This is a genomic window from Pseudomonas sp. ADAK2, assembly GCF_012935755.1.
Classification (GTDB): Bacteria; Pseudomonadota; Gammaproteobacteria; order Pseudomonadales; family Pseudomonadaceae; genus Aquipseudomonas.
Window position 1 is genome coordinate 3633442 of record NZ_CP052862.1, and the last position, 25897, is coordinate 3659338.

Genomic DNA, 25897 nt, shown 5'->3' on the forward strand with positions numbered 1-25897 from the left:
AATCGTTTCGTCTACTGCTCAGAGACATCTTGACCAGTAATGTGTCGTCGGCCAAGACGCGAAAACCGTCATGAACCGAGTCAGGCAAGCCACCCACACAACGCGTTCTGTCGAACAACCCGGGCCGACTCCCGGGCAAGGACGACTGCAAGGTGAACGCGTCCGGGCCGGTTCGACGGTGCAGGCATGAGGCGGCGCTAGTATAAGCGGGTTGACCGCCGGTTCCTGCCCTTGGGAGGTCGTGGGTGGTGATAGTTCCTGACAGAAATTTCGCTATTTGCCTGCGACTAATGATCAACGCCCGGTAACGCTGGAAATTGACTACTCAACTGAGCGCATCGGCTGGCAAGCATTTCCCGCAAAAGGTTCACCGGCTTACTCAATTGCGCGCGATGGGCGCACAGCAAATTCAGCGGTGCGCGCTCACACAGCAACTCCGGTAACAGCACTTTCAAGCGACCGGCCAGCACATCGGCAGCCACATCCAGCCAGGACTTGTAAGCGATCCCGGCCCCCGCCACCGCCCACAGGCGCACCACATCGGCATCATCGCTGAAGCGGTCGCCACTGACCGTCAGCCCGACTTCGCGCTTGCCATCGTGGAAACTCCAACGGTCATGCACCCGGCTGCCAAGCATGAACAGCAGGCAATTGTGCTGCGCCAATTGCTCCAGCTGGCGGGGCTCGCCGTGCCGGGCCAGGTACGCGGGCGACGCACAGAGCACGCGCCGGTTCTGCGGGGCGATGGGCAGCGCCACCAGGCTTGAGTCCTCCGGTTCGCCGTAACGCAGGGCGATGTCCACCGGTTGGCGAAACAGGTCGGCGATGCGATCGCCCAGCAGCAAACGCATGGTCAACTTCGGGTGCTCGCGCTGGAATTCATCCAGCCACGGCAGCAACAGGTTGCGACCGAAATCCGAAGGCGCCGACAGTTGCAACACGCCGCTGACCTGATCCTGACCGCTGGCCAACAGACGCCGGCCTTCGTCCAGATTGCTCAGGGCCGCCCGGGCATATTCCAGAAAGCCTTCGCCTTCGGCGGTCAGGCGCAGACTGCGGGTGGAACGGGCCAGCAATCGGGCGCCGAGTTGCTGTTCGATGCGCTTGAGTGCCGCGCTGGCTACCGCCGCCGACATGTCCATCACCCGTGCCGCCGCCGACAGACTGCCCAGGTCCGCCGCCCGGACAAACAACTGCAAGTCATCGAAACGCAGCATCTTCAGCCCCGATTATCAAAAAAATATTGAAAGAGACTGCTCTTTTAGCGGGTTTTATCTTGCCGGGAAATAGCCAATCATCTGCCCCATCGAAAACCACTCAGTGCCAGGAGTCGAACATGTCCCAGCCTTTTACCGCGATCGCCACCCTCATCGCCAAACCCGGCCAGCAAGACGCCCTCGAACAGCACCTGCGGGCGCTGCTGGAACCGACGCGTGCCGAAGCCGGTTGCGGTCAATACGATTTGCACCAGGACCTGGCCAATCCGCTGGGTTTCTACATGATCGAACAATGGAGCAGCGACGAGGCCCTGCAAGCCCATGACGCCAGCGCCCACATCCAGAACTTCCGCGCCAAGGCCGGTGACTTTCTCGAACACTTCGAGCTCAAGCGCCTGCGCACTCTCGGCTGATCCCTTCCTTTATTACTGACGGAGCCCTCCATGAAAGCCATTGCCTATTACGCCTCCTTGCCGATCAGCGACGCCAAATCCCTGCAAGACATCGAACTGCCAGAACCGGTCGCCGGCCCACGTGACCTGCTGGTGGAAGTCAAAGCCATCTCGGTCAACCCGGTGGACGCCAAGGTCCGGCAGAACGTCCAGCCTGAAGAAGGCGCGGCGAAAGTGCTGGGCTGGGACGTGGCCGGTGTGGTCAAGGCAGTGGGCAGCGACGTGACGCTGTTCAAGGCTGGCGACAAGGTGTTTTACGCGGGTTCCATCGCCCGTGCCGGCGGCAACAGCGAGTTGCATGTGGTGGATGAGCGGATCGTCGGGCACATGCCGAAAACCCTCGGCTTTGCTGAAGCGGCTGCGTTGCCGCTGACCGCGATCACCGCGTGGGAATTGTTGTTCGAACGCCTGCAAGTACGTGAAGGCAAGACCGATGAAGGCCAGAGCTTGCTGATCGTCGGAGCGGCCGGTGGCGTCGGTTCGATCCTGACTCAGCTGGCCAATCAACTCACTGGGTTGAAGGTGATCGGCACCGCTTCCCGTCCGCAAACCCAGAGCTGGGTGCGTGAGCTGGGCGCCGATCTGGTGATCGATCACAGCCAGCCGCTGAGTGAAGAACTCAAGCGTGCAGGCGTCGCGCAGGTGACCCACGTCGCCAGCCTGACCCAGACCGATGAGCATCTGGATCAACTGGTCGAGGCCCTGGCGCCTCAGGGCAAACTGGCGCTGATCGATGATCCGAAGGCGCTGGACGTGACCAAGCTCAAGCGCAAGAGCCTTTCGTTGCACTGGGAGTTCATGTACACCCGCTCGCTGTTCGAGACCGCGGACATGATTGAGCAGCACAAACTGCTCAACCGCGTCGCGGAGCTGATCGATGCCGGGACTTTGAAAACCACAGTGGGCGAGCACTTCGGCACCATCAATGCAGCCAACCTGCGTCGCGCCCATGAACTGCTGGAGAGCGGCAAGTCGAAAGGCAAAATTGTATTAGAAGGTTTCTAACCGCTTGCGTAGGAGCATGGCTTGCCCGCGATGGCGCGCTCAAGATCGCCTTCGCGGGCAAGCCTCGCTCCTACAAAAGCGATGTTGCACCGTCAGTCAGAGAGTTGACCGTTGTCACAATTGCGATCGTATTCAGGTCTACAATCGAGACCTCTGCGACGCAGTCTTTTACTTAAGGAGGTCAGCAATGAAGATCCTGATAAAAGAAGTGGCAACATCCCAGTGGCAAGTCCGTCTGGACCAACACGCCGTCACCTTCCGCAGCGAAGCCGAAGCGCGCGCCTTCACCCGAACCCTGGAAGCGCGGCTACACGCCCCTCATCAAATCCCCGACCGCCAGCAGCGTGCCGCTGGCTGAGTCCGCACTCACACTTCGGCTTGGGCCAGCGCCCGGGCATTTTGCAAACGTCGGGTGAGCATCGCCACGCTCACCACCAGAATTCCGCACAGGCTGATGACCATGGCCATCGGCATGGCGCTGCCATCGTGCAAAAACCCCACCAGCGATGCCGCCCCGGCGGCGATGCTGAATTGCAGGCACCCCAGCAGCGCCGACGCACTGCCGGCGCGGGCGCCCTGCCCGTTCATGGCGCAGGCCGAGGCGTTGGGCAGGATGCAGCCGAGGCTGGCAATACAGATAAACAATGGAATCAGCAGCGGCCATAGCTGTTCGGTGTGCATTGAGCTGACCGCCAGCAATGTCAGGCCCGCGCCCAGGTAAATCCACACTGTCCGAGCCAACAGGAACGCCGGCCCGCGCTTGGCCAACAGTCGCGCATTGACCTGCGCCACCAGGATAAAGCCCGCCGCGTTGGTGCCGAACAACCAGCCGAAATGCTCGGCCGGCACGCCGTAGAGCTTGATAAAGACAAACGGCGAACCGGAGATGTAGGCGAACATCCCGGCGACGGCGAGGCCGCCGGTCAGGGCGTGGCCGAGGTAGACCGGATCGGCCAACAAGCGACCGTACTGACGCAACGCCCCCTTCAACGGTTGACGCGGCACATAGTCCGGCAGGCTTTCCGGCAAGCCGAGGGCCACGGCCAAGGCGGCCAGGGCGCTGAACCCGGTCAGCACGAGGAAGATCGATTGCCAGCCGGTGGTGTTGACCAACAACCCGCCGAGCATCGGCGCAAGAATCGGCGCCAGGCCCATCACCAGCATCAGTTGCGAAAAGACTTTTGCCGAGCCCACCGCATCGCATTTATCGCTGACCACCGCCCGGGAGATCACCATCCCCGCGCAACCGCCCAGTGCCTGGACGAATCGCGCGCCCATCAGCCATTCCAGGTTCGGCGCAAAGGCACAGGCCAGGGACGCTGCGGTGAATAAGCCGACGCCGGTGAGCAACGGAATACGCCGGCCGAAACGATCCGCTACCGGACCGTAGAGCAACTGACCAATGGACAGGCCGAGGAAATACGCGGCGAGGGTCATTTGCACGTGTTTTTCGTCAGTGCCGAACGACTGCGCGATAGACGGGAACGCCGGCAAGTAGAAATCGATCGCCAGCGGACCGAAAGCGGTCAGGGCACCAAGAATCAGAATGGTACGGAAGTTCATCAGGCATCCAGTTGGGCGTGAGTCGGCAGCTCGACAGTCTAGCCGCGTGGGGACGCCTTGAACATTCCGATAGGTCGCTAACTATTAAAAACCCCTGAATGAATGCAAAACCAATGTGGGAGGATGGCTTCAGGCGACTTTGGCGTCGTAGCCTTCTTCGGTGATGGCAGCGATCACTTGCTCCGCCGTCAAACCGCTTTCGACGCCGACTTCTTTTGTCGCCAGATCCACCCGCACACTGGCCGCAGGGTCCTTGGCTTGCACGGCTTGGGTGATGGCCTTGACGCAGTGACCGCAGGACATGCCTTGAACGTTGAACACTTGCATGGCGTAACTCCTTGAGTGAGGTTGCGGGCATTCTTGAGCTTGCCACCATGGCAAGGTCAAGTTCTGAAACAAACTGCCGGGCTGGCATTCGGCGTCGCGCTCGGCCAAGCTGCGTCATCAATGACCCGACCTCAGGAGATTCAGCCATGCGATGGTCAGCTCTCAGCCTGTTTGGCTTCCTCAGCCTTTTTGCCGCCCTGCCCTCGGCCAATGCCGCCGGGGAGGACTATGGCGTACTGATCATTTCCCGCGAGCGCCTGGAAGTCGCGACCTCCTGTGAGATCGGCGTGTACATCCAGGATCAACTGTCGGCGCGGCTGTTCCAGGAACAGAGCACCTCGTTCAACCTGCCGCCGGGCAATGTTTCGCTGCGCCTGAAACTGCTGCCGGGCCAGGCGCCGGGCTGCAACCCGGGAATGCTCGCGCCGGGCTCGCAGAACATTACGCTCAAGGCCGGGGACGTGTTGAAGTACCGGATTGCGATGACACAGGAAGGGATGTACCTCAAGCCCGCCGCTCTCGAATATTGATCCCCACCTGATCGTTCCCACGCTCTGCGTGGGAATGCAGCCCGGGACGCTCTGCGTCCCAAAAGCCGAACGCGGAGCGTCCGTTGAGGCATTCCCACGCGGAACGTGGGAACGATCATGCGATCATGCGGCGATCCTTTGATCTGAGACATGGCGCTTGACCTTGCCCGCATGGCAAGGTTGATCCTGTAGGCACTTTCTACAGGGAGCGTGACCGATGTCCGAATCCACCACTTTCGATCTGCCGATTGCCGGCATGACCTGCGCCAGTTGCGCCGGGCGTGTCGAGCGTGCCTTGAGCAAAGTCATCGGCGCCACTGCCGTCAGCGTCAACCTCGCCACCGAGCAGGCGCGCATCCAGGCCCCCAGCGACAGCTTGCCGGCGTTGATGGACGCAGTGCAGCAAGCCGGTTACAGCGTGCCGCAGCAAAGTCTGGAATTGAGCATCGACGGCATGACCTGCGCTTCCTGCGTCGGCCGGGTCGAACGCGCCTTGACCAAGGTGCCGGGGGTGAAGAGCGTCAGCGTCAACCTGGCCAACGAACGCGCCCACCTCGAATTGCTCGGCCAGATCGCCCCACAAATCCTGATCGCCGCCGTGACCAAGGCCGGCTACAACGCCAGTGTCTGGGAAGTCGAACACCCCACCGATAATCAACAAACCCGCCTGCAACGTGAACGCTGGATCCTGCTCGCCGCCATCGCCCTCGCTTTGCCGCTGGTGTTGCCGATGCTGCTGCAACCGTTCGGCGTGCACTGGATGCTGCCGGCCTGGGCGCAATTTGCCCTGGCCACACCGGTGCAATTTATCTTCGGTGCACGCTTCTACGTCGCTGCCTGGAAAGCCGTGCGCGCCGGTGCCGGCAACATGGATTTGCTCGTCGCCCTGGGCACCAGCGCCGGTTATGGCTTGAGTTTGTACGAATGGGCGACTGCCGCCGGGCGCATGCCGCATCTGTATTTCGAAGCCTCGGCAGTGGTCATCGCGCTGGTGCTGCTGGGCAAATACCTGGAAAGCCGCGCCAAACGCCAGACCGCCAGCGCCATTCGCGCACTGGAAGCGCTGCGTCCGGAACGGGCGATTCAGGTGATCGACGGCCGTGAACTAGACGTCGCCATCAGCGCCTTGCGCCTGAATGATCTGGTGATGGTCAAGCCTGGCGAACGTTTCCCGGTGGACGGCGAAGTGGTGGAAGGCCAGAGCCATGCCGACGAAGCGCTGATCAGCGGCGAAAGCCTGCCGGTGCCGAAACAACCCGGCGACAAAGTCACCGGCGGCGCAATCAATGGCGAAGGCCGCTTGCTGGTACGCACCTTGGCCCTCGGCGCCGAAACCGTATTGGCGCGCATCATTCGTCTAGTCGAAGACGCCCAAGCCGCGAAGGCACCGATCCAGAAACTGGTGGATAAAGTCAGCCAGGTGTTCGTGCCGACAGTGTTGGTGCTGGCCCTGGCGACCTTGATCGGTTGGTGGCTGTACGGCGCGCCGATTGAAACCGCGCTGATCAATGCTGTCGCGGTGCTGGTGATCGCTTGTCCTTGCGCTTTGGGGCTGGCAACACCGACAGCGATCATGGCCGGCACCGGCGTGGCGGCGCGCTACGGGATTCTGATCAAGGACGCCGAAGCACTGGAACGCGCCCATGAAGTCAGCGCCGTGGTCTTCGATAAGACCGGCACCCTGACCTCCGGTGCGCCGCGTATCGCGCATTTGAGTGCACTGGACGGTGACGAAGCCGCCCTGCTGCAAATGGCCGGTGCGCTGCAACGGGGCAGCGAACACCCATTGGCCAAGGCTGTTCTGGATGTCTGCGCCGAACGCGGGCTGGACGTGGCCGACGTCACCGACAGCCAATCGCTGACCGGGCGCGGCATCGCCGGCACACTCGACGGTCGTCGCTTGGCGTTGGGCAATCGTCGTCTGTTGGAAGAAAGCGCGTTGAGCGCAGGTTCCTTGGCCGACTCCGCAACAGCCTGGGAAACCGAAGGCCGGACCTTGTCGTGGTTGATCGAGCAAAGCCCCGAGCCCCGCGTCCTTGGCCTCTTCGCTTTCGGCGACACCCTCAAACCCGGCGCCCTGCAAGCAGTGCAGCAGCTCAACGCGCGAAACATCAGCAGCCATCTGCTGACCGGCGATAACCGTGGCAGCGCCAAAGTCGTCGCCGAAGCGCTGGGCATCAGCGATGTGCACGCCGAAGTCCTCCCAGCGGACAAAGCCGCCACCGTCGCCGAGCTGAAGAAAACCGGCGTGGTGGCGATGGTCGGCGATGGCATCAACGACGCCCCGGCCCTGGCTGCGGCGGATATCGGCATCGCCATGGGCGGTGGCACCGATGTGGCGATGCACGCTGCCGGGATCACCCTGATGCGCGGCGATCCACGATTGGTGCCAGCGGCGCTGGAGATCAGCCGCAAGACCTACGCGAAGATCCGCCAGAACCTGTTCTGGGCCTTCGTCTATAACCTGATCGGCATTCCGCTGGCGGCGTTCGGCTTCCTCAACCCGGTGCTGGCGGGCGCGGCGATGGCGCTGTCGAGCGTCAGCGTGGTGAGCAATGCGCTACTGTTGAAAACCTGGAAACCCAAGGATCTGGAGGACAACCGATGAACATCGGCCAAGCGGCCCGCCACAGTGGCCTGAGTGCGAAGATGATCCGTTATTACGAGTCCATCGGCTTGCTCAAGGCCGCCCATCGCACCGACAGCGGCTACCGGGTCTATGGTGATGACGACCTGCACACGCTGGCGTTCATCAAGCGCTCCCGTGACTTGGGGTTTTCGCTGGAAGAGGTCGGCAAGTTGCTGACCTTATGGCAGGACCGCCAGCGGGCCAGCGCCGACGTGAAGGCCCTGGCCCGTCAGCACATCGACGAGTTGAACCAGAAGATCCGCGAACTCGGCCAGTTGCGCGACACCTTGCAGGACCTGGTCGAGCACTGCCAGGGCGACCATCGCCCCGACTGCCCGATTCTCAAGGAGCTGGCGTCGGGTTGCTGCGCTGCACCTTCCCGCGCCTGAAGGACAAACCCTTTACCACCAGCAACGTGGTGAGGGGAATGCCATGGAACAACAGCACCACCGCGCCGGGCGTCCACCAGGCATAGAACGGCGCGGCGATCAGCATGCCGATGCCGAAACCGGTCATTTGCAGCAACGTCAGGAAACTGAAGATCGGCAGGCGCAGGTGATCCGGCTCCCGTTGCAGGCGCGACATCAGGCCGACTTCGGAAAATCCATCGCCCAACCCGGCCGGCAAAGAGAACAGCAGCAGACCGTACAGCGTCTGCTGCTGGAACATCAGGATGAAGCCGCAGGACATCAACAGCACGCCATAGAAAAAACGTCGTTCCAGGTTGATGTTGTCCGAGCCTTTGAGCCGACTGGCAATCCGCGCGCCGATCAGTTTGCCGCTGGCCCACACCGCCAGCATCAGGCCGAGCGTGGTGCTGGCGGATTCTGGCGTCAGCAGCCGCGAGATGATCGGGAAACCGACGTTGTGCGCCGCGCTGCCCAACGTATCTGCCATGGCCACCGCGAGCATCGCCGCCAACACCGGGGCGCTGCGCAAACCTTGCAGCAAGGCTGACCATTCTCCGCGCTCGCTTTTTGATTCAGTGCTCGTTGCTACCGTGTGAAAACGCAACGGCACAATCAACAACGCCGCCAGCAGGTAAGTGACCACGTTCAGCGCGAACACCGCTTCAAAGCCAAACGCCGCGACCACCAGCCCCGCCACCAGACTGCCAGCGACCATGGCAATGGATGCTGCCGACGTGATCCAGGCGTTGGTCTTGAGCAAGTGTTCGCGGTCGATCAGGTTCGGCAACTGGCTGTTGAGGCCGATGGCGAACATCGAATTACCGAAGCCCAGGCCGAAGGCAATCACCGGCAGCAGCAACGCTTGCTGGGCCACCGGCAGAATCAGCAGCAAACCGAGCACCCCGGCGCGCAATAAATCGAAGGCAATCAGCGGCAGGCGCCCGGCCACGCGACGGTAGAACGGAGTGCCAATCAGACTGGCAAAAATCCCCCCGGACACGCGGCTGGCAAGGAAGATCGCCACGCTCATCGCGCTGTTGCTGAGGACATAAACGTAAGTGACCAGGGCGACCATGTTGAGGAACGCGCCGAAATCGGAGATCAGGCGGGCAGTGATGATCAGGTGGGCATTGCGGGTGGAGTTCACATTCAATCCTTGAGTGTGAGAGGTGTTTTAGATCCCTACGGGGTGTTGCGTGTCTTGCAAAAAAACCCGGCCTAAACCGGGTTTTTCGTCAACCGATCACTGCATCCACGGTGGAGGCGGTTCTTCGGTTTTGCTCGGTGGCGCATCATCGGCTGCGCGCACCGCTTGCTTGCGCTCTTCATCCAGGCGTGCCGCCTCGATTTCGCGGATGACGCCGCCCACATCGGCCAGCTCTTCCGGTTCATCGAACTCGCCGGTGAGGATGCTCGCCGGGTGCAAGGTGCCGGCTTCGTACAGGGCCCACATTTCCTTGGCGTACTTGGTCTTTTTCAACTCCGGCGCAAACCGCCCGAAGTAAGACGCCATGTTGCCCACGTCGCGCTCCAGCATCGTGAACGCGTGGTTGTTGCCCGCTGCGTCGACCGCTTGCGGCAAGTCGATGATCACCGGGCCGCTCGGGGTCAACAGCACGTTGAACTCCGAAAGGTCACCGTGCACCAGACCGGTACACAACATCAGCACGATCTGGGAGATCAGGAACGTGTGGTATTCACGGGCCTGGTCCGGCTCCAGCACCACGTCGTTCAGACGCGGCGCGGCATCGCCGTATTCATCGGCCACCAGCTCCATCAGCAGTACGCCTTCAAGGAAGTCGTACGGCTTGGGCACCCGCACCCCGGCACCGGCCAGACGAAACAGGGCCGCCACTTCGGCGTTCTGCCAGGCGTCCTCGGTTTCTTTCTTGCCGAACTTGGAGCCCTTGGCCATCGCCCGAGCCTGTCGGCTGTTGCGGACCTTGCGGCCTTCCTGATACTCGGCCGCCTGGCGGAAACTGCGTTTATTCGCCTCCTTGTAGACCTTCGCGCAACGTAGCTCGTTACCGCAGCGCACCACATAAACAGCTGCTTCTTTACCACTCATGAGTGGGCGCAGCACCTCGTCGACCAGACCGTCCTCGATCAGGGGTTCAATGCGTTTTGGAGTCTTCATCAGCTTTTATTGTGGGTCCTTTATTACCAAACACGCGAAAGTCATTCGTTATACGGCAATCCTCGCAACTCGGGGAGGGGTTGCCGACCTATGAACATTGCAGATGCACACAATGTGCCGAATTTATCCGAAAAATCACGCCCCTATCAGCGACCGCTGAAGATCATAGCCGACCCGCCGGCACGTGTTGGTGCAGGGATGCGAGGGCATTTACGACAGAAGCTGACATCTGCATTCCTCCTATTTGTCGGATTTTTCTCAACGGGCCTCAATTTCCCCTTTTTTCGGCCGAAGTCCTCAGAGAGAAAAGGATTTGTCCGACAATCGTCCCGACTAAAAAGACGATGCCGCCCTCAAGGAACCGAGCCCTTCTACACCGTTTTCGGCTGCCAATAATCCGCGAGTCATCTGCACTGCGTGGGCCAACAAGAAAATCTGGAGCGCGGATGAACATCAAACAGAAGTTGACCTGGGCGTTTGCAATCATCGCCTGCTTACCCGTGGTGCTGGTCGCCACCCTGGTCGTGCTGAACTTGCGCAGCGATGCCAAGGACGATTTCGTCGACAGCAGCGGCCGCGAGATCCGTCAGGTCAGCAATGCCATGCAGCTGTTCTTTGACGGTATCAGCCAGAACGTCGACTACCTGGCGTCGCAACCGCTGATCAAGAACACCGACGACAGCCTCAAGACCTACATGGCGGCCAACGCCGAGAGCATCCCCCAGGGCGAGATGGACAAAAAGGTCTTCGCCTTCCTCCAGGACCTGGGCAACAGCCACCCGTCCTACGCCTACGCGATCGTCGGCACCGCGGCCGGCGGTTATGTGTCCTGGCCCGACGACGCAAAACTGAGCAATTACGATCCGCGCCAGCGCCCCTGGTACAAGGCGGCCCAGGCCAAACCGGGTAAACCGTTTCGCACGGAGGCCTATTACTGGGCCCAGGACGATGCGACCTACGTCAGCACCGTGCGCACCATCGACAACAAGTTGGGCAGCAACGGCGGCGTGGTCAGCATCGACGTGACGCTCAAGCAGCTCACCGAAATCGTCAAACAGATCAAGCTCGGCGAAACCGGCTACCTGATGCTGCTGGAAAACAGCGGCACCGTGCTGGTTGATCCGAAGCAGCCTGAGCACAACTTCAAGGCCCTGAGCAGCCTCGGCGAAGGCTATGCGCAACTGGCCAAGGCCGGCAAAGGCCTGGTGGAAGTGGAGCTGAATGGCGAGCGCTACATGGCCAATGTCTGGCCGTCGGAGCAACTGGGCTGGACCTTTATCGGCCTGATCAAGCAAACCGACGTGATGAGCTCGGCCACCCAACTGACTTGGCTGATCGCAATCATCGCCGCCGTGTTGGCGGTGTTTTTCGCCATCGTCGGCGCCAGCTTTGCCAGTGTCATCGTGCGGCCGATCCGCAGCGTGGCCAGCGGTCTGGAAGGCATCGCCCAAGGTGAAGGCGACCTGACCAAGAACCTTGAAATCCGTGGCAGCGACGAAACCGCGCAACTGGCCAACTGGTTCAACCAGTTCCTGTCGGCGATTCGCAACCTGATTCAAAGCATCGGCGGCGCCGCCAATCGAATTCTCGCCACCTCCCAGAGCTCGACCCGGGTCTCCAGCGACATGGCCGAAGCCGCCGGGCGCCAGCGTGAAGCGGTGGACATGGTGTCCACGGCGTTCCACGAAATGGTCGCCACCGCCAACGAAGTCGCCCGCTCATGCAGCCAGGCCGCCGAGTCGGCCGACAGCGGCCAGCGCCAGGCCCGCGAAGGTCAGCAGCAGATCGATGCCGCGGTCACCAGCGTCGATCGCTTGAGCCAGGAAATTGAATCGTCGGCGCAGTCGATGCAGCAACTGGAACGCGACAGCAATGACATTCAGTCGATTCTGGGGACGATTCGCTCGATTGCCGAACAGACCAACCTGCTGGCGCTGAACGCGGCGATTGAAGCGGCACGGGCCGGCGAACAAGGGCGTGGCTTTGCGGTGGTGGCGGATGAAGTCCGGGCACTGGCGAAACGGACTGCTGACTCCACAGCGGAAATCGACGGTTTGCTCGGCAACCTCGCCAAACGTACCAGCCAGGTCACGCAGCAGATGCATGCGAGCCTGGAAGTGTCGCAGCAATCGGTCACGCGCATTGGCGAAGCGCGCAGCAGCTTCGGGCTGATTCGTGAGTCGGTGGATGTGATTCGCGATATGAACACGCAGATCGCGACGGCAGCCGAAGAACAGCATCAGGTGGCGGAAGACATCAATCGGCATATCAGCCAGATTCATGGTGATGCGCAGTTGGTGGCGGAGTTGGCGAACTCGGCGCGCCTGGATTCCCAGAGCCTGGCCGGGTTGTCGAATGAGCTGGATGGGTTGGTTCGGCGGTTCAGGACCTGATCCGCACCGATACCTGTGGCGAGGGAGCTTGCTCCCGCTCGGCTGCGAAGCAGTCGCAAACCGGAAAACGCGAAATACCTGATACACCGCGTTGACCGAATTGGGACCGCTTCGCGCTCCAGCGGGAGCAAGCTCCCTCGCCACAATTACTGCCGAAACAATTCCCCCGGGGTAAACCCGAACAACCCCTTGAACGCCGCGATAAACGCCGACGTCGAGTCATACCCACAGGCCAGCGCGGCATTGGTCACGCTGTCGCCCTCCTCCAGCAAACTCAGCGACGACAACAGCCGCGCGCGCTGGCGCCAGCCGCGAAAGCTCAAGCCGGTTTCACGCTGAAACAAGCGCATCAGGGTTTTCTCCGACGTGCCCAAGCGTCCCGCCCACACCTGCAACGTCACGTTTAGCTCAGGGTTCTCGATCAGCTCGTTGCATAACCCGAGCAAGCGTTCATGCCGGGGCAATGGCAGCGAGAACGCCACTTCTGGCAGATTCGCCAACTGATCCAGCAACACATTCACCAGCCGCGCTTCCTGGCTGTCGCCCTGTGGATACTCCACCGGCAACAGGCAGAAACTCTTGATCAGCTCTCGAGCCAGCGGCGTCACTTCCAGCACCCGACATCGCTCGTCCGCCCATGCGCAATCCTCGCGGCGCACATACAGGCTGCGCATCTCGGCGCGCATCGAGGTCACCACCTGGTGTTCGAGATCGGCGGGAATCCAGATGCCCCACTGCGGCGGCGCGAAGAAACTGCCCTCGGCGGTGTGCACGCCGAGCACGCCACTGATGGCGTAGGAGAACTGCACCCAGTCGTGGCGATGAGGTGGCGTCCATGAGCCGGCGTTGAGGCTTTCGGCGCGGGCGAACAGAGGGCGCGGTAATGCCGTCAGGGCGGGGATCGAGCGTTCGAGAGAAAGTTGTCCGTTGGACGTCATTACTGGGCCTTGTGTCGCAGGACGGCAGATAGGGCCGACGTTAGGCCAACTCTCCCTTCCTGACAAACACATTTCCCTGTGGCAGTGGGCTCAGCGCTCGATGATCGCCGTGACACCCTGCCCACCCGCCGCACAAATCGAGATCAACCCGCGCCCCTTGCCCGCCGCGTCCAGCAGCTTCGCCAGGTTGGCGACGATGCGCCCGCCGGTGGCCGCAAACGGGTGCCCGGCCGCCAGTGAACTGCCCTTGACGTTAAGCCGGCTGCGGTCGATGGAGCCCAGCGGTGCGTCGAGGCCGAGACGGGTTTTGCAGTATTCGGGATCTTCCCAGGCTTTCAGCGTGCACAGCACTTGCGCGGCGAAGGCTTCGTGGATTTCGTAGTAATCGAAGTCCTGCAAGGTCAGGCCATTGCGCGCCAGCAAGCGCGGCACGGCATACACCGGCGCCATCAGCAGCCCTTCGGCGCCGTTGACGAAATCCACCGCCGCCGCTTCGCCATCGCGCAAATAGGCGAGGATCGGCAAGCCGCGCTCTTTCGCCCATTCTTCGCTGCCCAACAACACCAGTGAAGCGCCATCGGTAAGCGGCGTGGAGTTGCCCGCGGTCATCGTGCCTTTGGCGCTTTTCTCGAACGCGGGTTTGAGCGAGGCAAGTTTTTCCAGGGTCAGGTCCGGGCGCAGGTTGTTGTCGCGGGTCAGACCGAGAAACGGCGTCATCAGGTCGTTGTGCCAGCCTTCGCTGTAGGACGCGGCGAGTTTCTGATGACTCTCGAGGGCCAGTTGGTCCTGCTCGGCGCGGGGGATGTTCCAGGTCTGGGCCATCAACTCGCAGTGTTCGCCCATGGACAGGCCGGTACGTGGTTCGCCGTTGCGCGGGAACTCCGGGATCAGGTGGCCTGGGCGCAGTTGCAGGAAGGTTTTCAGTTTGTCGCCGGTAGTCTTGGCGCGATTGGCTTGCAGGAGGATTTTGCGTAGACCTTCATTGATGCCGATCGGCGCGTCGGAGGTAGTGTCGACACCGCCAGCAATGCCGCACTCGATCTGGCCGAGGGCGATTTTGTTGGCCACCAACAGCGCCGCTTCCAGACCGGTGCCGCAGGCCTGCTGGATGTCGTAGGCCGGGGTGGTCGGTGACAATCGCGAGCCGAGTACGCATTCGCGGGTCAGGTTGAAATCCCGGGAATGCTTGAGCACCGCCCCTGCCGCCACTTCGCCCATGCGCAGGCCGTGCAGGTTGAAGCGTTCGATCAAGCCTTCGAGCGCTGCGGTGAGCATCGCCTGGTTACTGGCGGTGGCGTACGGCCCATTGGAACGGGCGAAAGGAATACGGTTACCGCCGATAATCGCGACGCGGCGCAGCTGAGTCATGAAAAGCTCCTTGTAAAAATTTAGATGTGAACGCAATCCCCTCTGTGGCGAGGGAGCTTGCTCCCGCTGGACTGCGCAGCAGTCCCCTTCTTTTCAGGTAACGAGGGGGCCGCTGCGCGCCCCGGCGGGAGCAAGCTCCCTCGCCACAGGTTCTGCATTTCCCCGAAAGTCCTGCTACACATCAATCACCTGTGTTCTAGCGTAGGCCTTATCTCATAGATCGAACGACTGATCGCCATTCATGGTCCACACTTTGAACCCCAGCTGCCGGAGAGCGTTCCATGTCAGACCGTTATATCGACTTCGCCAATTCGTCCATCGGCCATCGTCTGGTCGGGGCCATGGGCCTGCCGTCGCCGGTGCGTCTGGAACGCTGGCAGGCCGGGCGCCTGCGGCCGGTCGAGGGCGCATTGCTCATCGGTGGCGGACCGCTGACCGAGAATGTCAGCGCCTTCGCCAACCGCCTGACCGATGCGATCTACAGCTACGGCACCGAGCCGTCCCTGGCCACCGCGTGGATTCCCGGCCACGGCCCGAAACTCAAAGCCGTGGTGTTCGATGCCAGTCATTTGCTGCAAACCGATCAGCTCAAACAGCTGCGCGAGTTCTTTCAGCCGTTGATGAAAAATCTCGACCACAGCGCGCACCTGGTGATTCTGGGTCGGGCGCCGGAGTCCTTGAGCGACCCGATCGCCTCCAGCGTCCAGCGGGCCCTGGAAGGGTTCAGTCGCTCCCTGGCCAAAGAACTGCGCAGCGGCGGCACCTTGCAACTGATCTACGTCGGCGAAGGCGCTGAGAATCAACTGGAGGGGCCACTGCGGTTTTTCCTCTCGCCGAAAAGCGCGTTTGTCTCCGGCCAAGTGATTCGCTTGAACGCCTGCGACACGCCGGTCGAAGACTGGACGCGGCCACTGTCCGGGCGCAAGGCGCTGGTGACGGGCGCGGCTCGCGGCATCGGCGCCTCGATTGCCGAAACCCTGGCCCGGGACGGCGCCGAGGTGATCCTGCTCGACGTGCCACCAGCCAAGGCGGATCTCGAAGCCCTCGCCGCGCGCCTCGGCGGGCGCAGCATTACCTTGGATATTTGCGCCGACGATGCCGCCGCGCAATTGATCGAACAGTTGCCCGATGGCGTCGACATCGTCGTCCACAACGCCGGCATTACTCGCGATAAAACCCTGGCCAACATGACCCCGGAATTCTGGGACGCGGTGCTGGCGGTCAACCTCAATGCGCCGCAAGTGCTGACCAAGGCCCTGCTCGACGCCGGCACCCTGCGCGACAACGGCCGAGTGATTCTGCTGGCCTCGATCAGCGGCATCGCCGGCAATCGCGGGCAAACCAATTACGCCGCGAGCAAAGCCGGGCTGATCGGCCTGGCCCAGGCCTGGGCGCCGCTGTTGCACGAGCGCGGCATCAGCATCAACGCCGTGGCGCCGGGGTTTATCGAAACCCAGATGACCGCGCACATTCCGTTCGCCCTGCGTGAAGCCGGGCGGCGCATGAGTTCGCTGGGCCAGGGCGGTTTGCCGCAAGACGTCGCCGAAGCGGTGGCGTGGCTGGCGCAACCGGGCACCGGCGCGTTTACCGGGCAAGCGTTGCGGGTGTGTGGGCAAAGTGTTTTGGGAGCGTAGCGATGATCATCGACTGGCACACCCTCAACCGTGAACCGAGCCTGCCCGGGTTGTATGTGCGGGCGGCCACGCGGCGAAAAATCACCGGCACCACCCTGCCCGATACGGGTTTGCGCTGCTGGCTGGACGTCGATCCAAAACGCCTGGCGGCGTATCGCGAGGTCTGTGGTTTTACTGACAACGGCTTGCTGCCACCAACCTATCCGCACATCCTCGCGTTTGCCTTGCAGATGCAATTGCTCACGGCGAAGGAATTTCCGTTTCCGTTGCTGGGGCTGATTCACTTGAGCAATCGCATTCGGGTGTTGCGGCCCATGGGCGGTGTGCATCGCGCGCGGGTCAGCGTGCAAGTGCAGAACCTGCAACCCCATGCCAAAGGCGCGACGTTCGATCTGGTGACGACGCTGGACGATCAACTGGGCACGTTGTGGGAGGCTGAAAGCCAGATGCTGTGTCGCGGGGTCAAGCTCGATGGCGAGCCGGTGGAGGACGAGTTGGCGACGACCCTGGCGCTGACGGAAGTGGCGCACTGGAAAGCGCCGGCGGACATTGGCCGGCAATATGCCAAGGTGTCCGGGGACTACAACCCGATTCACTTGAGTGCGGCCAGCGCCAAGCTGTTCGGTTTTCCTACGGCGATTGCCCACGGCTTGTGGAACAAGGCGCGGACGCTGGCAGCGCTGGCGGATCATCTACCGACGGCGAACATCGAGATTGCGGTGCAGTTTCGCAAACCGGTGCGCTTGCCCAGCGAGGTGACGTTGCTGGCCAGCGCGGCGGCGTCCAGTGGTGATTTGCAGTTGGTTGGTGCCGGGGAGCTCGAGCATATGGTCGGGCATTGGCGGCCGGTGGCCTGAACCTGATGATCGTTCCCACGCGCTGCGTGGGAATGCAGCCCGGGACGCTCCGCGTCCCTTCAGAGCCGAACGCGGAGCGTCCGTTGAGGCACTCCCACGCAGAGCGTGGGAACGATCAGCTACCGGGGAACCATGGTCAATTGTGTATATAACTTAAGTGTTCTTCCTGCCTTCACCTGCCTCGTGAAAAAACCGCTCCCATTGATTTAAAAAGAATTCCTCTCACGACTTACACCCAAGGTATTAGCCCTTAGGCAGCACCCGCACGCCCTTACATAAACGGGTTAATACCAACTTGAGAATGGCCTCAAAGCACGCCTGGGATTGTGATGTGCACAACGGACGAAGGCATTGCCGGCGACAGATCGGCAAGCCATCGAAGACAACGAACGTTGTAACAGGTGCAAGGAATCACTCTCATGAAAACTCAAGTGTGGTGCAAGTCGGCAACAGCATTGGCGTTGGTCCTGTCCCTCGGCTTGGCCGGTTGCAGCAGTGGCGGTGGCGGTCATCACAGCACGTCCGGCAGCTCGTCCGACGGTGCCGCGGATACGGCAGGAACGGGTAGCGGCGGAACCAGCGGAACGGGTGGCGACACCGGAGGTACGAGCGGGGCTGGAGGGACTGGCGGCACGGGTGGAACTGCGGGAACCGGAGGGACTGGCGACACGGGCGGAACTGCGGGCACCGGAGGGACTGGCGGCACAGGAGGCACCACCGACCCGACCAATCCAACCAATCCAACCAATCCGACAGATCCGACTGATCCAACCAACCCGACCAATCCCGCCGGGCCTGCGCCACTGGTGACCAGCACGCTGGTCCAGGATGCCGGCAAAACCGTCAGCGGCGTAGGCGATGGCGTCGGGCAAATCGGCGACTCGCTAAGCACGGTGCCCGTGGTCGGCGGTGTGGTGCAAAGCGTGGCCAAGACCACCGGCAATGTGGTCAGCACCGTCGGTGACGATCTCGCCAATGGCCTGGGCAAATTGGGCAGCGACCCGCAAGCCCTCAGTAAAACCACGGCAGTCGTCGGCGACGTGGTGTCCGATGCTGGCAATGGCGTGTCGGACCTGAGCGGCAAGCTCAACACCGCCACCAGCAGCATTCCCCTGGTCGGCGGCGTGGTCAGTCAAGTCACCCCCGTACTCAACGGCGTCGGTGAAAAAGTCACCATGCTCGGCGACACCTTGAACATTGCCACCAGCACCGGCCCGCTGGGGTCCGTCACCAACGGCGTCGGCAATAAGGTGCTGGTGCCGGTCGTCACACTGGCGGAAGGCCTGACCGGCAAAGTCGGCAGCACCACCGGCCTGGGCAATCCGGTCAACGGTCTGCTGAGCAACGTCAGCAATGCCGTTGGCGGGCTGGGCGGCAAAGTGACTTCCGCCGGCGACGGCAACCCGGTGACCAACCTCGTCGGTACAGCGCTGACGAACGTGGCAACGACCACGGGAACGGCGGGCGGCCTGCTGACCACTTCGGGTTCCGGCACCGGCGGTTTGGGCAACACCGGCCTGCTGCAAACCGTCGGCGGTGCCGTGGCAAATGTCGGCGCTGGTTTGAACGCCGGCAACACCAATCCGGTCGTCAGTGCCGGTGGAGTAAACCTGGGTGCCGTTGGCGGCGCGGTGGCTTCGATTGGCGGCGCATTAGGCGGCTCGAGCGCGCCCAATCTGAGCCCGACCGCTCCCCTGGCCAGCGTCGGTGGCGCCATCGGCACGGCGCTGAATCCGGTCACCAGCGGCGTCAGCAACATCACCCAACAAGTGGGCGGCGCCACCGGCCTCGGTGCGCCGGTCAACGGTCTGCTGACTCAGGTGGGTGGGGCCGTCGGTAATGTCGGCAGCACCGTGGCCGGCGCCACACCCAACCCGGTGGTGGCCGCCGTCGGCAACACGGTCTCAACGGTCGGCGCCACGGTCGGTGCCGTCGGTGGACTGGTCGCTGGCGGCACCGGCACCACCGGTGGTCTCGGCGGTTTGCTGGGAGGCCTGAACACTAAACACTGAATTGCACCTGGCCGATTCGACGGCCTTATCTGCAGCGCCTACGCTTGGTTGGAGGCGGAAGATTCGAATGAGTCTTCCGCTTTTTTCTTTTGGAGCAAGACAGCCTGCGGTTCTGGTTCAGTCAGCTGACGAGCCCCGGGATGTCGCGATATGACCATGGAGTGTCCTATGCGCGTTATGGCTTCCCTGCTGTGCCTGACCGTCAGTTCTTTCGCTCTCGCCGATACCCTTCCGAGCTTCCTCAACAGTAACGAAACCATCCGCAATCTCCCCGTACCGAACCTGCCCGCCGACGCCTACCGCCCGACAGCCGCACCATTGCAAGTACCGGAACCCGGCGCCACGGCCGCGCAACCGTTGATGATGGGCACTAAAGTGACGATCAAAAATGTGCAGATCGAAGGTGGGACGATTTACCCGCTCAACGAATTGGCGGCGCTGTATCAACCGTTGCTCGGCCACGAAACCAGCCTCGCCGAGTTGATCGAAGCCACCCGCAATATCACCCGCCGTTACCAACAGGACGGTTACTTGTTGTCCTACGCCTTCCTGCCGCAACAGGATTTCAGCCAGGGCGTGGCACGGGTGGTGCTGGTGGAGGGTTACATCAAGGGCTACCAGGTGCAGGGCGACCTCGGCCGGGTACAAAGCCTGCTGGACAAACTGGTGGCCAAGCTCCAGGCCGAACGACCGCTGACGCGCAAGACTTTCGAACGCTACACCACCTTGATGAGCCGCATTCCCGGCGTGACCTTGCAGGCGCAAGTGCCGCCGCCGGGCACCACCGATGGCGCGGCGTACCTGGCGGTGCAGGCCAGTCGCAAACCGTTCACCAGCAGCTTGAGCGCCACCGAAAACAGTCGCAATGGCACCCAGGCCTTGCTCGGGGTCAGTAGCAATTCCCAGACCGCGATGGGCGAACAAGTGAGCCTCAGCGGGCTGTTCCCGCCGGGGGACGATAAAGAACATTACTACCGTCTGGACTACAGCCAGTTCCTCAACGCTGAAGGCACGCAACTGAGTCTGTCGGCCTCACGCTACCGCGCCGATCCGGGCACCAACGTGCTGCTCGACAATGGCCTGCAACTCAAGCCGCACCGGGAAAACGATCGCTACTCCATCGGTTTCAGCCACCCGCTGATCGCCTCGCCCAATGAACAACTGAGCGCCGGCGCGCGGCTGTATGCGGTCAACGACAAAACCCGCTACGACGTGGTCGACGACCCGCGCAGCGTCGAAGTGCGCACCGACATCCGTGCCCTCGCCTTCGAGAGCGACTGGCGCCAGGCCGACACCCGGCAACTGCGGATTCTCAGTGGCGGTGTGTACCAGGGCATCGATGGCATGGGGGCGAAAACCAGTGCCGATGTCGACCTCGATTTCCTGCGCCTGCGCTTATCGGGGGTGCAGAGCGACAAGTTCTTCGACAACTGGCAAGGCGTGCTCTCGGCTGCGCTGTACTGGAGCGACGACACCCTGCCCGACAGTGAACGCGCGGTGTTTGGCGGACAGAATTTCGGCCGCGGCTACCCCGACGACCAAGCGTCCGGTGACAAGGGTTGGGGCGTGGCGTACGAAGTGAACTACAGCTTCAACCGCGATGGAAACTGGCTGCGGGTGCTGCAACCCTATGTGGTGCTGGACCGCTCGAAAACCTGGTTCAACCAGTTGCCGGTGCAGGGCAACAACTTGTCTTCGGCGGCGGTGGGGCTGCGGTTTGGTGATGCGAAGTACTACAACGTCGCGCTGGAAGCGGCCAAGCCGATGTCGGATGAGGCGCTGGATACGTTCAACCGGCGACCGCGCTATAGCGTGAGTTTCAGCTATCAGTTGTAGAGGCCATCGCGAGCAGGCAACACGCTTGCTCGCGATGAACAAAAACGCGGTCTGAAATCAGAACGCGTAACGCACCTTCGCCGTAAAGGAATCGGCGTTGAAATCGGTGCTGGTCACGTAGTTGTAAGACCCACCGACACTCCAGGCGCCCATCACATAGTTGGCGCCCAGGCCCACTTCGTAACTGTCGCGCACCGGCGTCGTACCGCGCGTAGTGAACGAATCGCCGCCCAGTGCAAAGGCCGACGTGGTCGCGGTCTTGTCACCGATAAAGTCGTGCCACGCCATGACCTTGGCTTCAGGTTCAAGGCTGCCGGTGCCGACATCGAACGCTGCGGCCAGGCGTGCGCCCACGCCCATTTCGCCCACTTCATAGCGCTGGCTGCCGACGTTCAGCGACGCCGAACTGCCCTTCTCGCGGTACGCATCCATGCCGACGTTGGCGTAACGCGCGCCCACCTGAGGTTCGAGTACCAGGTTCGGTTGCAAGCGGAAGGTGTAACCGGCCAATGCGCTGACACCGAAGATATCGCTGTCGTAATCGCCCTTGGCCCGGGTGCCGGCGATGTAGCGTTTCGATTCGTTATCGTTCCAGCCATACATCAACGACGAATCCACGAACCAATTGTCATGGGTCCAGTTGCCATACAGGGTCAACGCATGTCCGGTGATATCGGTCTTGCTGCCCAGATCGGATTTCACATCGCTCTTGAGGTAGCTGTAGGCCAGGCCGACGACGGTGTCGGCATTCAACTGACCGTCAGCACCGACCGCAATCCCGTGGCTGTCGGCGTCATAACCCGCCACGCCATGGCGCTCGTCCTGATTGGCATCGCTGCTCAGCGCTTGCAACCACACACCTTTGTCCGTCGAACCGGTGCCGGTACGGGCGCGGCTGGAGCGGTCGTGGATGGCATTGGTCATCAGCGTCTGGCTGTTGGTGGTTGCATGCAACACGCCACGGCTGACGTCCGGGCTGAGTTTTTCCGACAGTTGCGCCAGCTCGGCGTCAGTGCCCGCGTTGGCGAAGGCCTGGAACACCGGGTCCTGCTCGTCGAGCAACGGCATGACGGCCGTCGAGAAACGCCCAATGGCCCCAACCGCGTTGCGCGTACCGCCGGCGCTGAGGATATTTTGTGCAACCACGGCTTCGGATTTGGTCGTCACCAGGGCCTTGATGTCGTTGCCTTCCACGCCAAAGCTTTTGACATCCAGCAAGGCCGAGGACGAAGTCACGCTCAGGTTCTCACCGCCGGTCAATGAGCCGGAACTGATCAAGGTGTAGCGAGTGCCGCCCGCGTTGATGCGGAAGTCGCTGGAGCGCGCCAGCAACTTCAGTTGCCCACCCGGTGCGATATCCGTGTCGCCGGTGACCTTCAACACCGGCAACGCGGGGTTGGTGTCGTTGCCCAGGTACATTTCCAGCACCGAGTCGGACCCTTCCATGTCGAAGTCGCCGATGATCGTGGTGTGCGGTTGCATCAGCGTCAGCTTGCCGCTCTCGACCGTGACGTACCCCGAGCGGATGGTTGAACCATCGAAGTTCACGTCGCCGTCGATGAGCACCCCCGAAAGGCCCAGCAGATCACCTTTGACGTTGCCGCCATTCCAGTAGAAATAGCTGTCGCCACCGTCAACCTGGATCGCGGCCGTACCGCCCTCGATGAGGCCGCCGTCCTGATAAAAATTGAAGGCGCCCTGGCCCGCGACGGGCAGGCTGACATGGATGCCGTAAGCCTCACCCGAGATCGTGCCGCGGTTCCAGGCCGCATACCGGTTGCCGGGCGCGAGCACCACACCTTCAAATGCCAGCGCCTCGGCGTCGAGGCCGGTGGCGCGGATGCTGCCCTCGTTAAAGACGGTGTTGCTCAGCGTCGCGCGGTCCAGATCCACCGCCATCGCGCCTTCACCATTGGCGCTGATCGAACCGGTGTTGTTGATCCCCGTCAGCGTGGTGTGGGACAGCAGCACCCCTATCGGGCGCATGCCATTGACCGTAATTTCGCCGCTATTGACCAACGAATTCGTCAGCGTGATGCCGCTGGCGTCGATACCCATCAAGGACCCGCTAGTGGCAAGGCCATTGATCTTGATCGAGCCGTCATTGATCAGGGAGCCGCCGATCACCGTCGCACCACTGCCATTGCCGATCGAGATGCCGCGGGCGAACTCCAGACCGTCAATGAGGATCGAGCCTTTGTTGGTCAGGTTTTCCTGGAGGGTCAGCGCCTGGAAGTTCACCGCATCAACCAATCCAGGCGATGCGGTTACTAAGTTGATACTCCCGGTCAACGTGGCGGCTCGCCACGTCTGTCCAGTGCCGGAGTACGAACCATTGCTCAAATCGTAATTGAGGTCCGCCGCTTCAACGGCAGAGGTCTGAAACGCGGCGGTCGCCACGGACAACGCCAACAACGAGCGGCGCAGGCAAGAGGTATTCAATCGAGAGTCCCTTCCGAAACTTGAAATGGCAGTTTCAGCAGGGTGACGAATTAATCAGGCATCCCTACCGTCCCCTCAGCAGGGTGCTGATCGGGGGCGGCAAATGTACACGAGCCATCATTTCGACACTACTGAAATGTCAACGTGATGGCGTCAAATTTAGTTGATCAAGGATTAACCAGGTGAGTCGCCGGCAGCGGAAACAGATTGTTCAAGGTTTCCAGCAACCGTACGTGATAGATCGGCTTGCGAAACAGGTCGAGCACCTGCAGGCGCAGCATGTCGCTGACATCCTCCATGTCCGCATGCCCGGACGTCACGATCACCGGCAAGTGCTGGCGTGAGGTGTGTTCACGCAAACGCTTGATCAGCGACATGCCGCTCTCCTCCGGCATGCGCAGGTCAGTGATCACCAGGGCGATGTCAGGGTTGCGGGTCAGATGATGCAGGGCGAGCTTGACCGAGGTGGCTGTAAAGCAACTGAAACCCTCGCCCTCGAGCAATTCCGCCAGCTCCAGCAACGCGTCCTCTTCGTCATCAACCAGCAGCAACTGTTGGCGTTTTTGAGAAGCGTTCATAGGACGGTACCCGCTGTGGACTAAGCGCTGACGTTAGAAGCCCTTTGGCAGATTGGCAAGTGGCCGTCCATTGGCATCGAGAGGATTCAGAGCGCACCCGAAATGGTGGTGAACATGGTGGTCACCGCCGTTTTGATCGGTGTAACGAAAGCCGCCAAGGCCACCGCCACCATACCGGCAATGATCGCGTACTCGATACCCGAAGCCCCTTCGGTGTCCTTGACCAGATTTACGTAGAACGAAAGTTCGGACTTGATCTTCTGAGCGGTTGCTTTGAAGGACATGGCATTTCTCCTGATGACTGCGGGTGTTGCAGGGTCACAACATGATTCCCCTATGCCAGCATCAGCATTGTCGGCAAAGGCTTTACCAACAACTGTAAGAACGAATTAGCACTTAAGTATTAGCTCGACAAATCACACTAAAAAACAGCGTTTGGCGCTTTAGCCTCCTACTTTCGTTCGATATTTAAAGAGTGCTAATGGCGTTTTGATTTACCTGCGCTACCGTCAAATAGCGAAATAGTTGCATGTTCATAGCTGCCTGATTGCGAAGTCATCTCGTTGGAAGTAGCGAGTCATTAAGCAGCGGCGAAAGGGAGAGCCGTCATGAACAGTCGCGTTACCTTGGGCCTGGCCGGATTATTTCTGGTAGGCGCCCTCATTGCCGGTTACTGGGGCCTGGTGCTGGGCCGTCAGCCGGACCCGGAGCCTGTCGCGCCGCCCAACGTCGTGACGGTCAGCGCACCGGCCGTGGCCGCCGCGCCCGAGGAAGACCCTACCCGCCAACCGGTGGTGGTGTTGCTGCGCGATGTCGCACCGTTTGTGCAAATCACCGCGGCCGACGTCGCCCTGGAAAAACTGCGTAACGCGCCGGCCGGCAGTTTGAGCCGTCTCGATCAGGCGATCGGTCGTGCGCCCTGGCGTGCCTTGAGTGCCGGGAGTTGGCTTAACGATGAGAGTTTCGAAAGCGGTGGCGCACTGGCACGGATGATCCGCCCCGACGAGCGCGCCCTCGCGGTGGCCGTGGATGAAGTGATCAATGCCGGCGGCCAGTTGAGCCCCGGTGACTATGTCGACGTGCTGCTGTTTCTGCGCTCGGACGTGAATAACCCACAGCAATCGGCCCAGGTCGTAGTGCCGGCGCTGCGGGTGCTCGGGATCGGTGAACAATTAGGCCTGACCAACGACGGCCAACCCGCCAGACCCGGGCTCAGCAACGACGACAAACTGAAGCAGGATCAACTGCGCGCCAGCGCCCGTTCGGTGCTGCTCGCGGTGCCCGAACCGTTGCTGAGTCGCCTGATGCTCGCCGCCCAGGCCGGGGTCTTGCGCCTGGCAGTACGCAGCGCCGAAGAGAAACGCCTGGCCCATTACTGGGCCGGTGAAAGCGCTTCATCAACCAACCTGGCCAGCGCCAATCGCGACTTGATTCAGTTCAACCAACTGGCCATGACGCCGACACCAAAACCGCTCGCCACCGCCAGTCGCGCCGTACCGCGCACACCGAGTGTGGAAGTGATTCGCGGCAATGAAATCACCCAACAAACCCCCTGAGTCGAGCAAGGAC

Annotated in this window: 22 protein-coding genes and 1 pseudogene; 13 read left to right on the forward strand and 10 right to left on the reverse strand. The window is 61.7% G+C overall.

Features of this window, described 5'->3' with window-relative positions:
- Nucleotides 1–287 precede the first annotated feature (287 nt).
- Nucleotides 288–1217 (reverse strand): LysR family transcriptional regulator, encoded by a 930-nt coding sequence (locus tag HKK52_RS16875; RefSeq protein WP_169371762.1) that lies wholly within the window; start codon nt 1215–1217, stop codon nt 288–290.
- Between the two features lie 119 nt (nt 1218–1336).
- On the opposite strand from HKK52_RS16875, the gene HKK52_RS16880 reads away from it, so the two are divergent.
- The 3 genes from HKK52_RS16880 to HKK52_RS16890 all read left to right on the forward strand — a co-directional run bounded on the left by HKK52_RS16880 (nt 1337) and on the right by HKK52_RS16890 (nt 3032).
- A complete protein-coding gene (locus tag HKK52_RS16880) occupies nt 1337–1630 on the forward strand; it encodes a putative quinol monooxygenase (protein ID WP_169371763.1) in 294 nt (97 codons plus the stop codon).
- A 30-nt stretch (nt 1631–1660) separates the two neighbouring features.
- Complete coding sequence (locus tag HKK52_RS16885) at nt 1661–2674, forward strand: zinc-binding alcohol dehydrogenase family protein (RefSeq protein ID WP_169371764.1); 1014 nt, start codon at nt 1661–1663, stop codon at nt 2672–2674.
- 187 nt (nt 2675–2861) lie between these two features.
- On the forward strand, nt 2862–3032 hold the full coding sequence (locus HKK52_RS16890; protein ID WP_166656054.1) for a hypothetical protein: 171 nt from the start codon (nt 2862–2864) through the stop codon (nt 3030–3032).
- Between the two features lie 8 nt (nt 3033–3040).
- On the opposite strand, the gene HKK52_RS16895 is transcribed toward HKK52_RS16890, so the two are convergent.
- On the reverse strand, nt 3041–4237 hold the full coding sequence (locus HKK52_RS16895; protein ID WP_169371765.1) for a multidrug effflux MFS transporter: 1197 nt from the start codon (nt 4235–4237) through the stop codon (nt 3041–3043).
- Nucleotides 4238–4366: 129 nt separating this feature from the next.
- Nucleotides 4367–4564, reverse strand: a complete 198-nt coding sequence (locus HKK52_RS16900; RefSeq protein WP_169371766.1) for a heavy-metal-associated domain-containing protein — start codon at nt 4562–4564, stop codon at nt 4367–4369.
- A 146-nt stretch (nt 4565–4710) separates the two neighbouring features.
- Here HKK52_RS16900 and HKK52_RS16905 point away from each other — a divergent pair, with 146 nt between their 5' ends.
- From HKK52_RS16905 to cueR, 3 genes are all read left to right on the forward strand, one after another.
- Nucleotides 4711–5094, forward strand: coding sequence for a hypothetical protein (locus HKK52_RS16905; RefSeq protein WP_169371767.1), 384 nt, complete (start codon nt 4711–4713; stop codon nt 5092–5094).
- Nucleotides 5095–5311: 217 nt separating this feature from the next.
- Nucleotides 5312–7702, forward strand: coding sequence for a heavy metal translocating P-type ATPase (locus HKK52_RS16910; RefSeq protein ID WP_169371768.1), 2391 nt, complete (start codon nt 5312–5314; stop codon nt 7700–7702).
- Complete coding sequence (gene cueR, locus HKK52_RS16915; protein WP_169371769.1) at nt 7699–8112, forward strand: Cu(I)-responsive transcriptional regulator; 414 nt, start codon at nt 7699–7701, stop codon at nt 8110–8112. The genes HKK52_RS16910 and cueR overlap by 4 nt, the downstream gene beginning before the upstream one ends.
- Here cueR and HKK52_RS16920 read toward each other — a convergent pair.
- Nucleotides 8066–9280, reverse strand: a complete 1215-nt coding sequence (locus tag HKK52_RS16920; protein WP_169371770.1) for an MFS transporter — start codon at nt 9278–9280, stop codon at nt 8066–8068. The genes cueR and HKK52_RS16920 overlap by 47 nt on opposite strands.
- A gap of 96 nt (nt 9281–9376) precedes the next feature.
- Nucleotides 9377–10270 carry a PA4780 family RIO1-like protein kinase gene (locus HKK52_RS16925; protein WP_169371771.1) on the reverse strand — a complete coding sequence of 298 codons (894 nt, stop codon included), beginning with the start codon at nt 10268–10270 and terminating at the stop codon, nt 9377–9379.
- Between the two features lie 446 nt (nt 10271–10716).
- Between HKK52_RS16925 and HKK52_RS33000 the strand changes: the two are divergent.
- Nucleotides 10717–11805 (forward strand): annotated as a pseudogene (locus HKK52_RS33000) (cache domain-containing protein); the annotation flags it as partial.
- 129 nt (nt 11806–11934) lie between these two features.
- Nucleotides 11935–12663, forward strand: coding sequence for a methyl-accepting chemotaxis protein (locus HKK52_RS33005; protein WP_429528426.1), 729 nt, complete (start codon nt 11935–11937; stop codon nt 12661–12663).
- A gap of 146 nt (nt 12664–12809) precedes the next feature.
- On the opposite strand, the gene HKK52_RS16935 is transcribed toward HKK52_RS33005, so the two are convergent.
- A complete protein-coding gene (locus tag HKK52_RS16935; RefSeq protein WP_169371773.1) occupies nt 12810–13601 on the reverse strand; it encodes an AraC family transcriptional regulator in 792 nt (263 codons plus the stop codon).
- Between the two features lie 90 nt (nt 13602–13691).
- Entirely contained in the window at nt 13692–14969 is a 1278-nt protein-coding gene (locus HKK52_RS16940; RefSeq protein ID WP_169371774.1) for an acetyl-CoA C-acetyltransferase, read from the reverse strand.
- A 281-nt stretch (nt 14970–15250) separates the two neighbouring features.
- Between HKK52_RS16940 and HKK52_RS16945 the strand changes: the two genes are divergently transcribed.
- The 4 genes from HKK52_RS16945 (at nt 15251) to HKK52_RS16960 (ending at nt 21308) form a co-directional block, all read left to right on the forward strand.
- Nucleotides 15251–16603 carry a 3-oxoacyl-ACP reductase gene (locus tag HKK52_RS16945; RefSeq protein ID WP_169371775.1) on the forward strand — a complete coding sequence of 451 codons (1353 nt, stop codon included), beginning with the start codon at nt 15251–15253 and terminating at the stop codon, nt 16601–16603.
- 2 nt (nt 16604–16605) lie between these two features.
- Nucleotides 16606–17460 (forward strand): MaoC family dehydratase, encoded by an 855-nt coding sequence (locus HKK52_RS16950; RefSeq protein ID WP_169371776.1) that lies wholly within the window; start codon nt 16606–16608, stop codon nt 17458–17460.
- Between the two features lie 419 nt (nt 17461–17879).
- Nucleotides 17880–19472: a collagen-like triple helix repeat-containing protein gene (locus HKK52_RS16955; RefSeq protein WP_169371777.1), complete on the forward strand. Its 1593-nt coding sequence runs from the start codon at nt 17880–17882 to the stop codon at nt 19470–19472.
- Between the two features lie 168 nt (nt 19473–19640).
- Nucleotides 19641–21308, forward strand: a complete 1668-nt coding sequence (locus HKK52_RS16960) for a ShlB/FhaC/HecB family hemolysin secretion/activation protein (protein ID WP_169371778.1) — start codon at nt 19641–19643, stop codon at nt 21306–21308.
- A gap of 57 nt (nt 21309–21365) precedes the next feature.
- Here the strand turns inward: HKK52_RS16960 and HKK52_RS16965 are convergent, their stop codons facing one another.
- From HKK52_RS16965 to HKK52_RS16975, 3 genes are all read right to left on the reverse strand, one after another.
- Nucleotides 21366–23750 (reverse strand): autotransporter family protein, encoded by a 2385-nt coding sequence (locus HKK52_RS16965; RefSeq protein ID WP_169371779.1) that lies wholly within the window; start codon nt 23748–23750, stop codon nt 21366–21368.
- Between the two features lie 167 nt (nt 23751–23917).
- Entirely contained in the window at nt 23918–24328 is a 411-nt protein-coding gene (locus tag HKK52_RS16970) for a response regulator (protein ID WP_169371780.1), read from the reverse strand.
- An 86-nt stretch (nt 24329–24414) separates the two neighbouring features.
- Nucleotides 24415–24612: a Flp family type IVb pilin gene (locus tag HKK52_RS16975; protein ID WP_169371781.1), complete on the reverse strand. Its 198-nt coding sequence runs from the start codon at nt 24610–24612 to the stop codon at nt 24415–24417.
- A gap of 324 nt (nt 24613–24936) precedes the next feature.
- Here HKK52_RS16975 and cpaB point away from each other — a divergent pair, with 324 nt between their 5' ends.
- The gene (gene cpaB, locus HKK52_RS16980) at nt 24937–25884 is read left to right on the forward strand and encodes a Flp pilus assembly protein CpaB (protein ID WP_169371782.1); all 948 of its coding nucleotides are present in this window, start codon (nt 24937–24939) and stop codon (nt 25882–25884) included.
- Nucleotides 25885–25897: the final 13 nt, after the last annotated feature.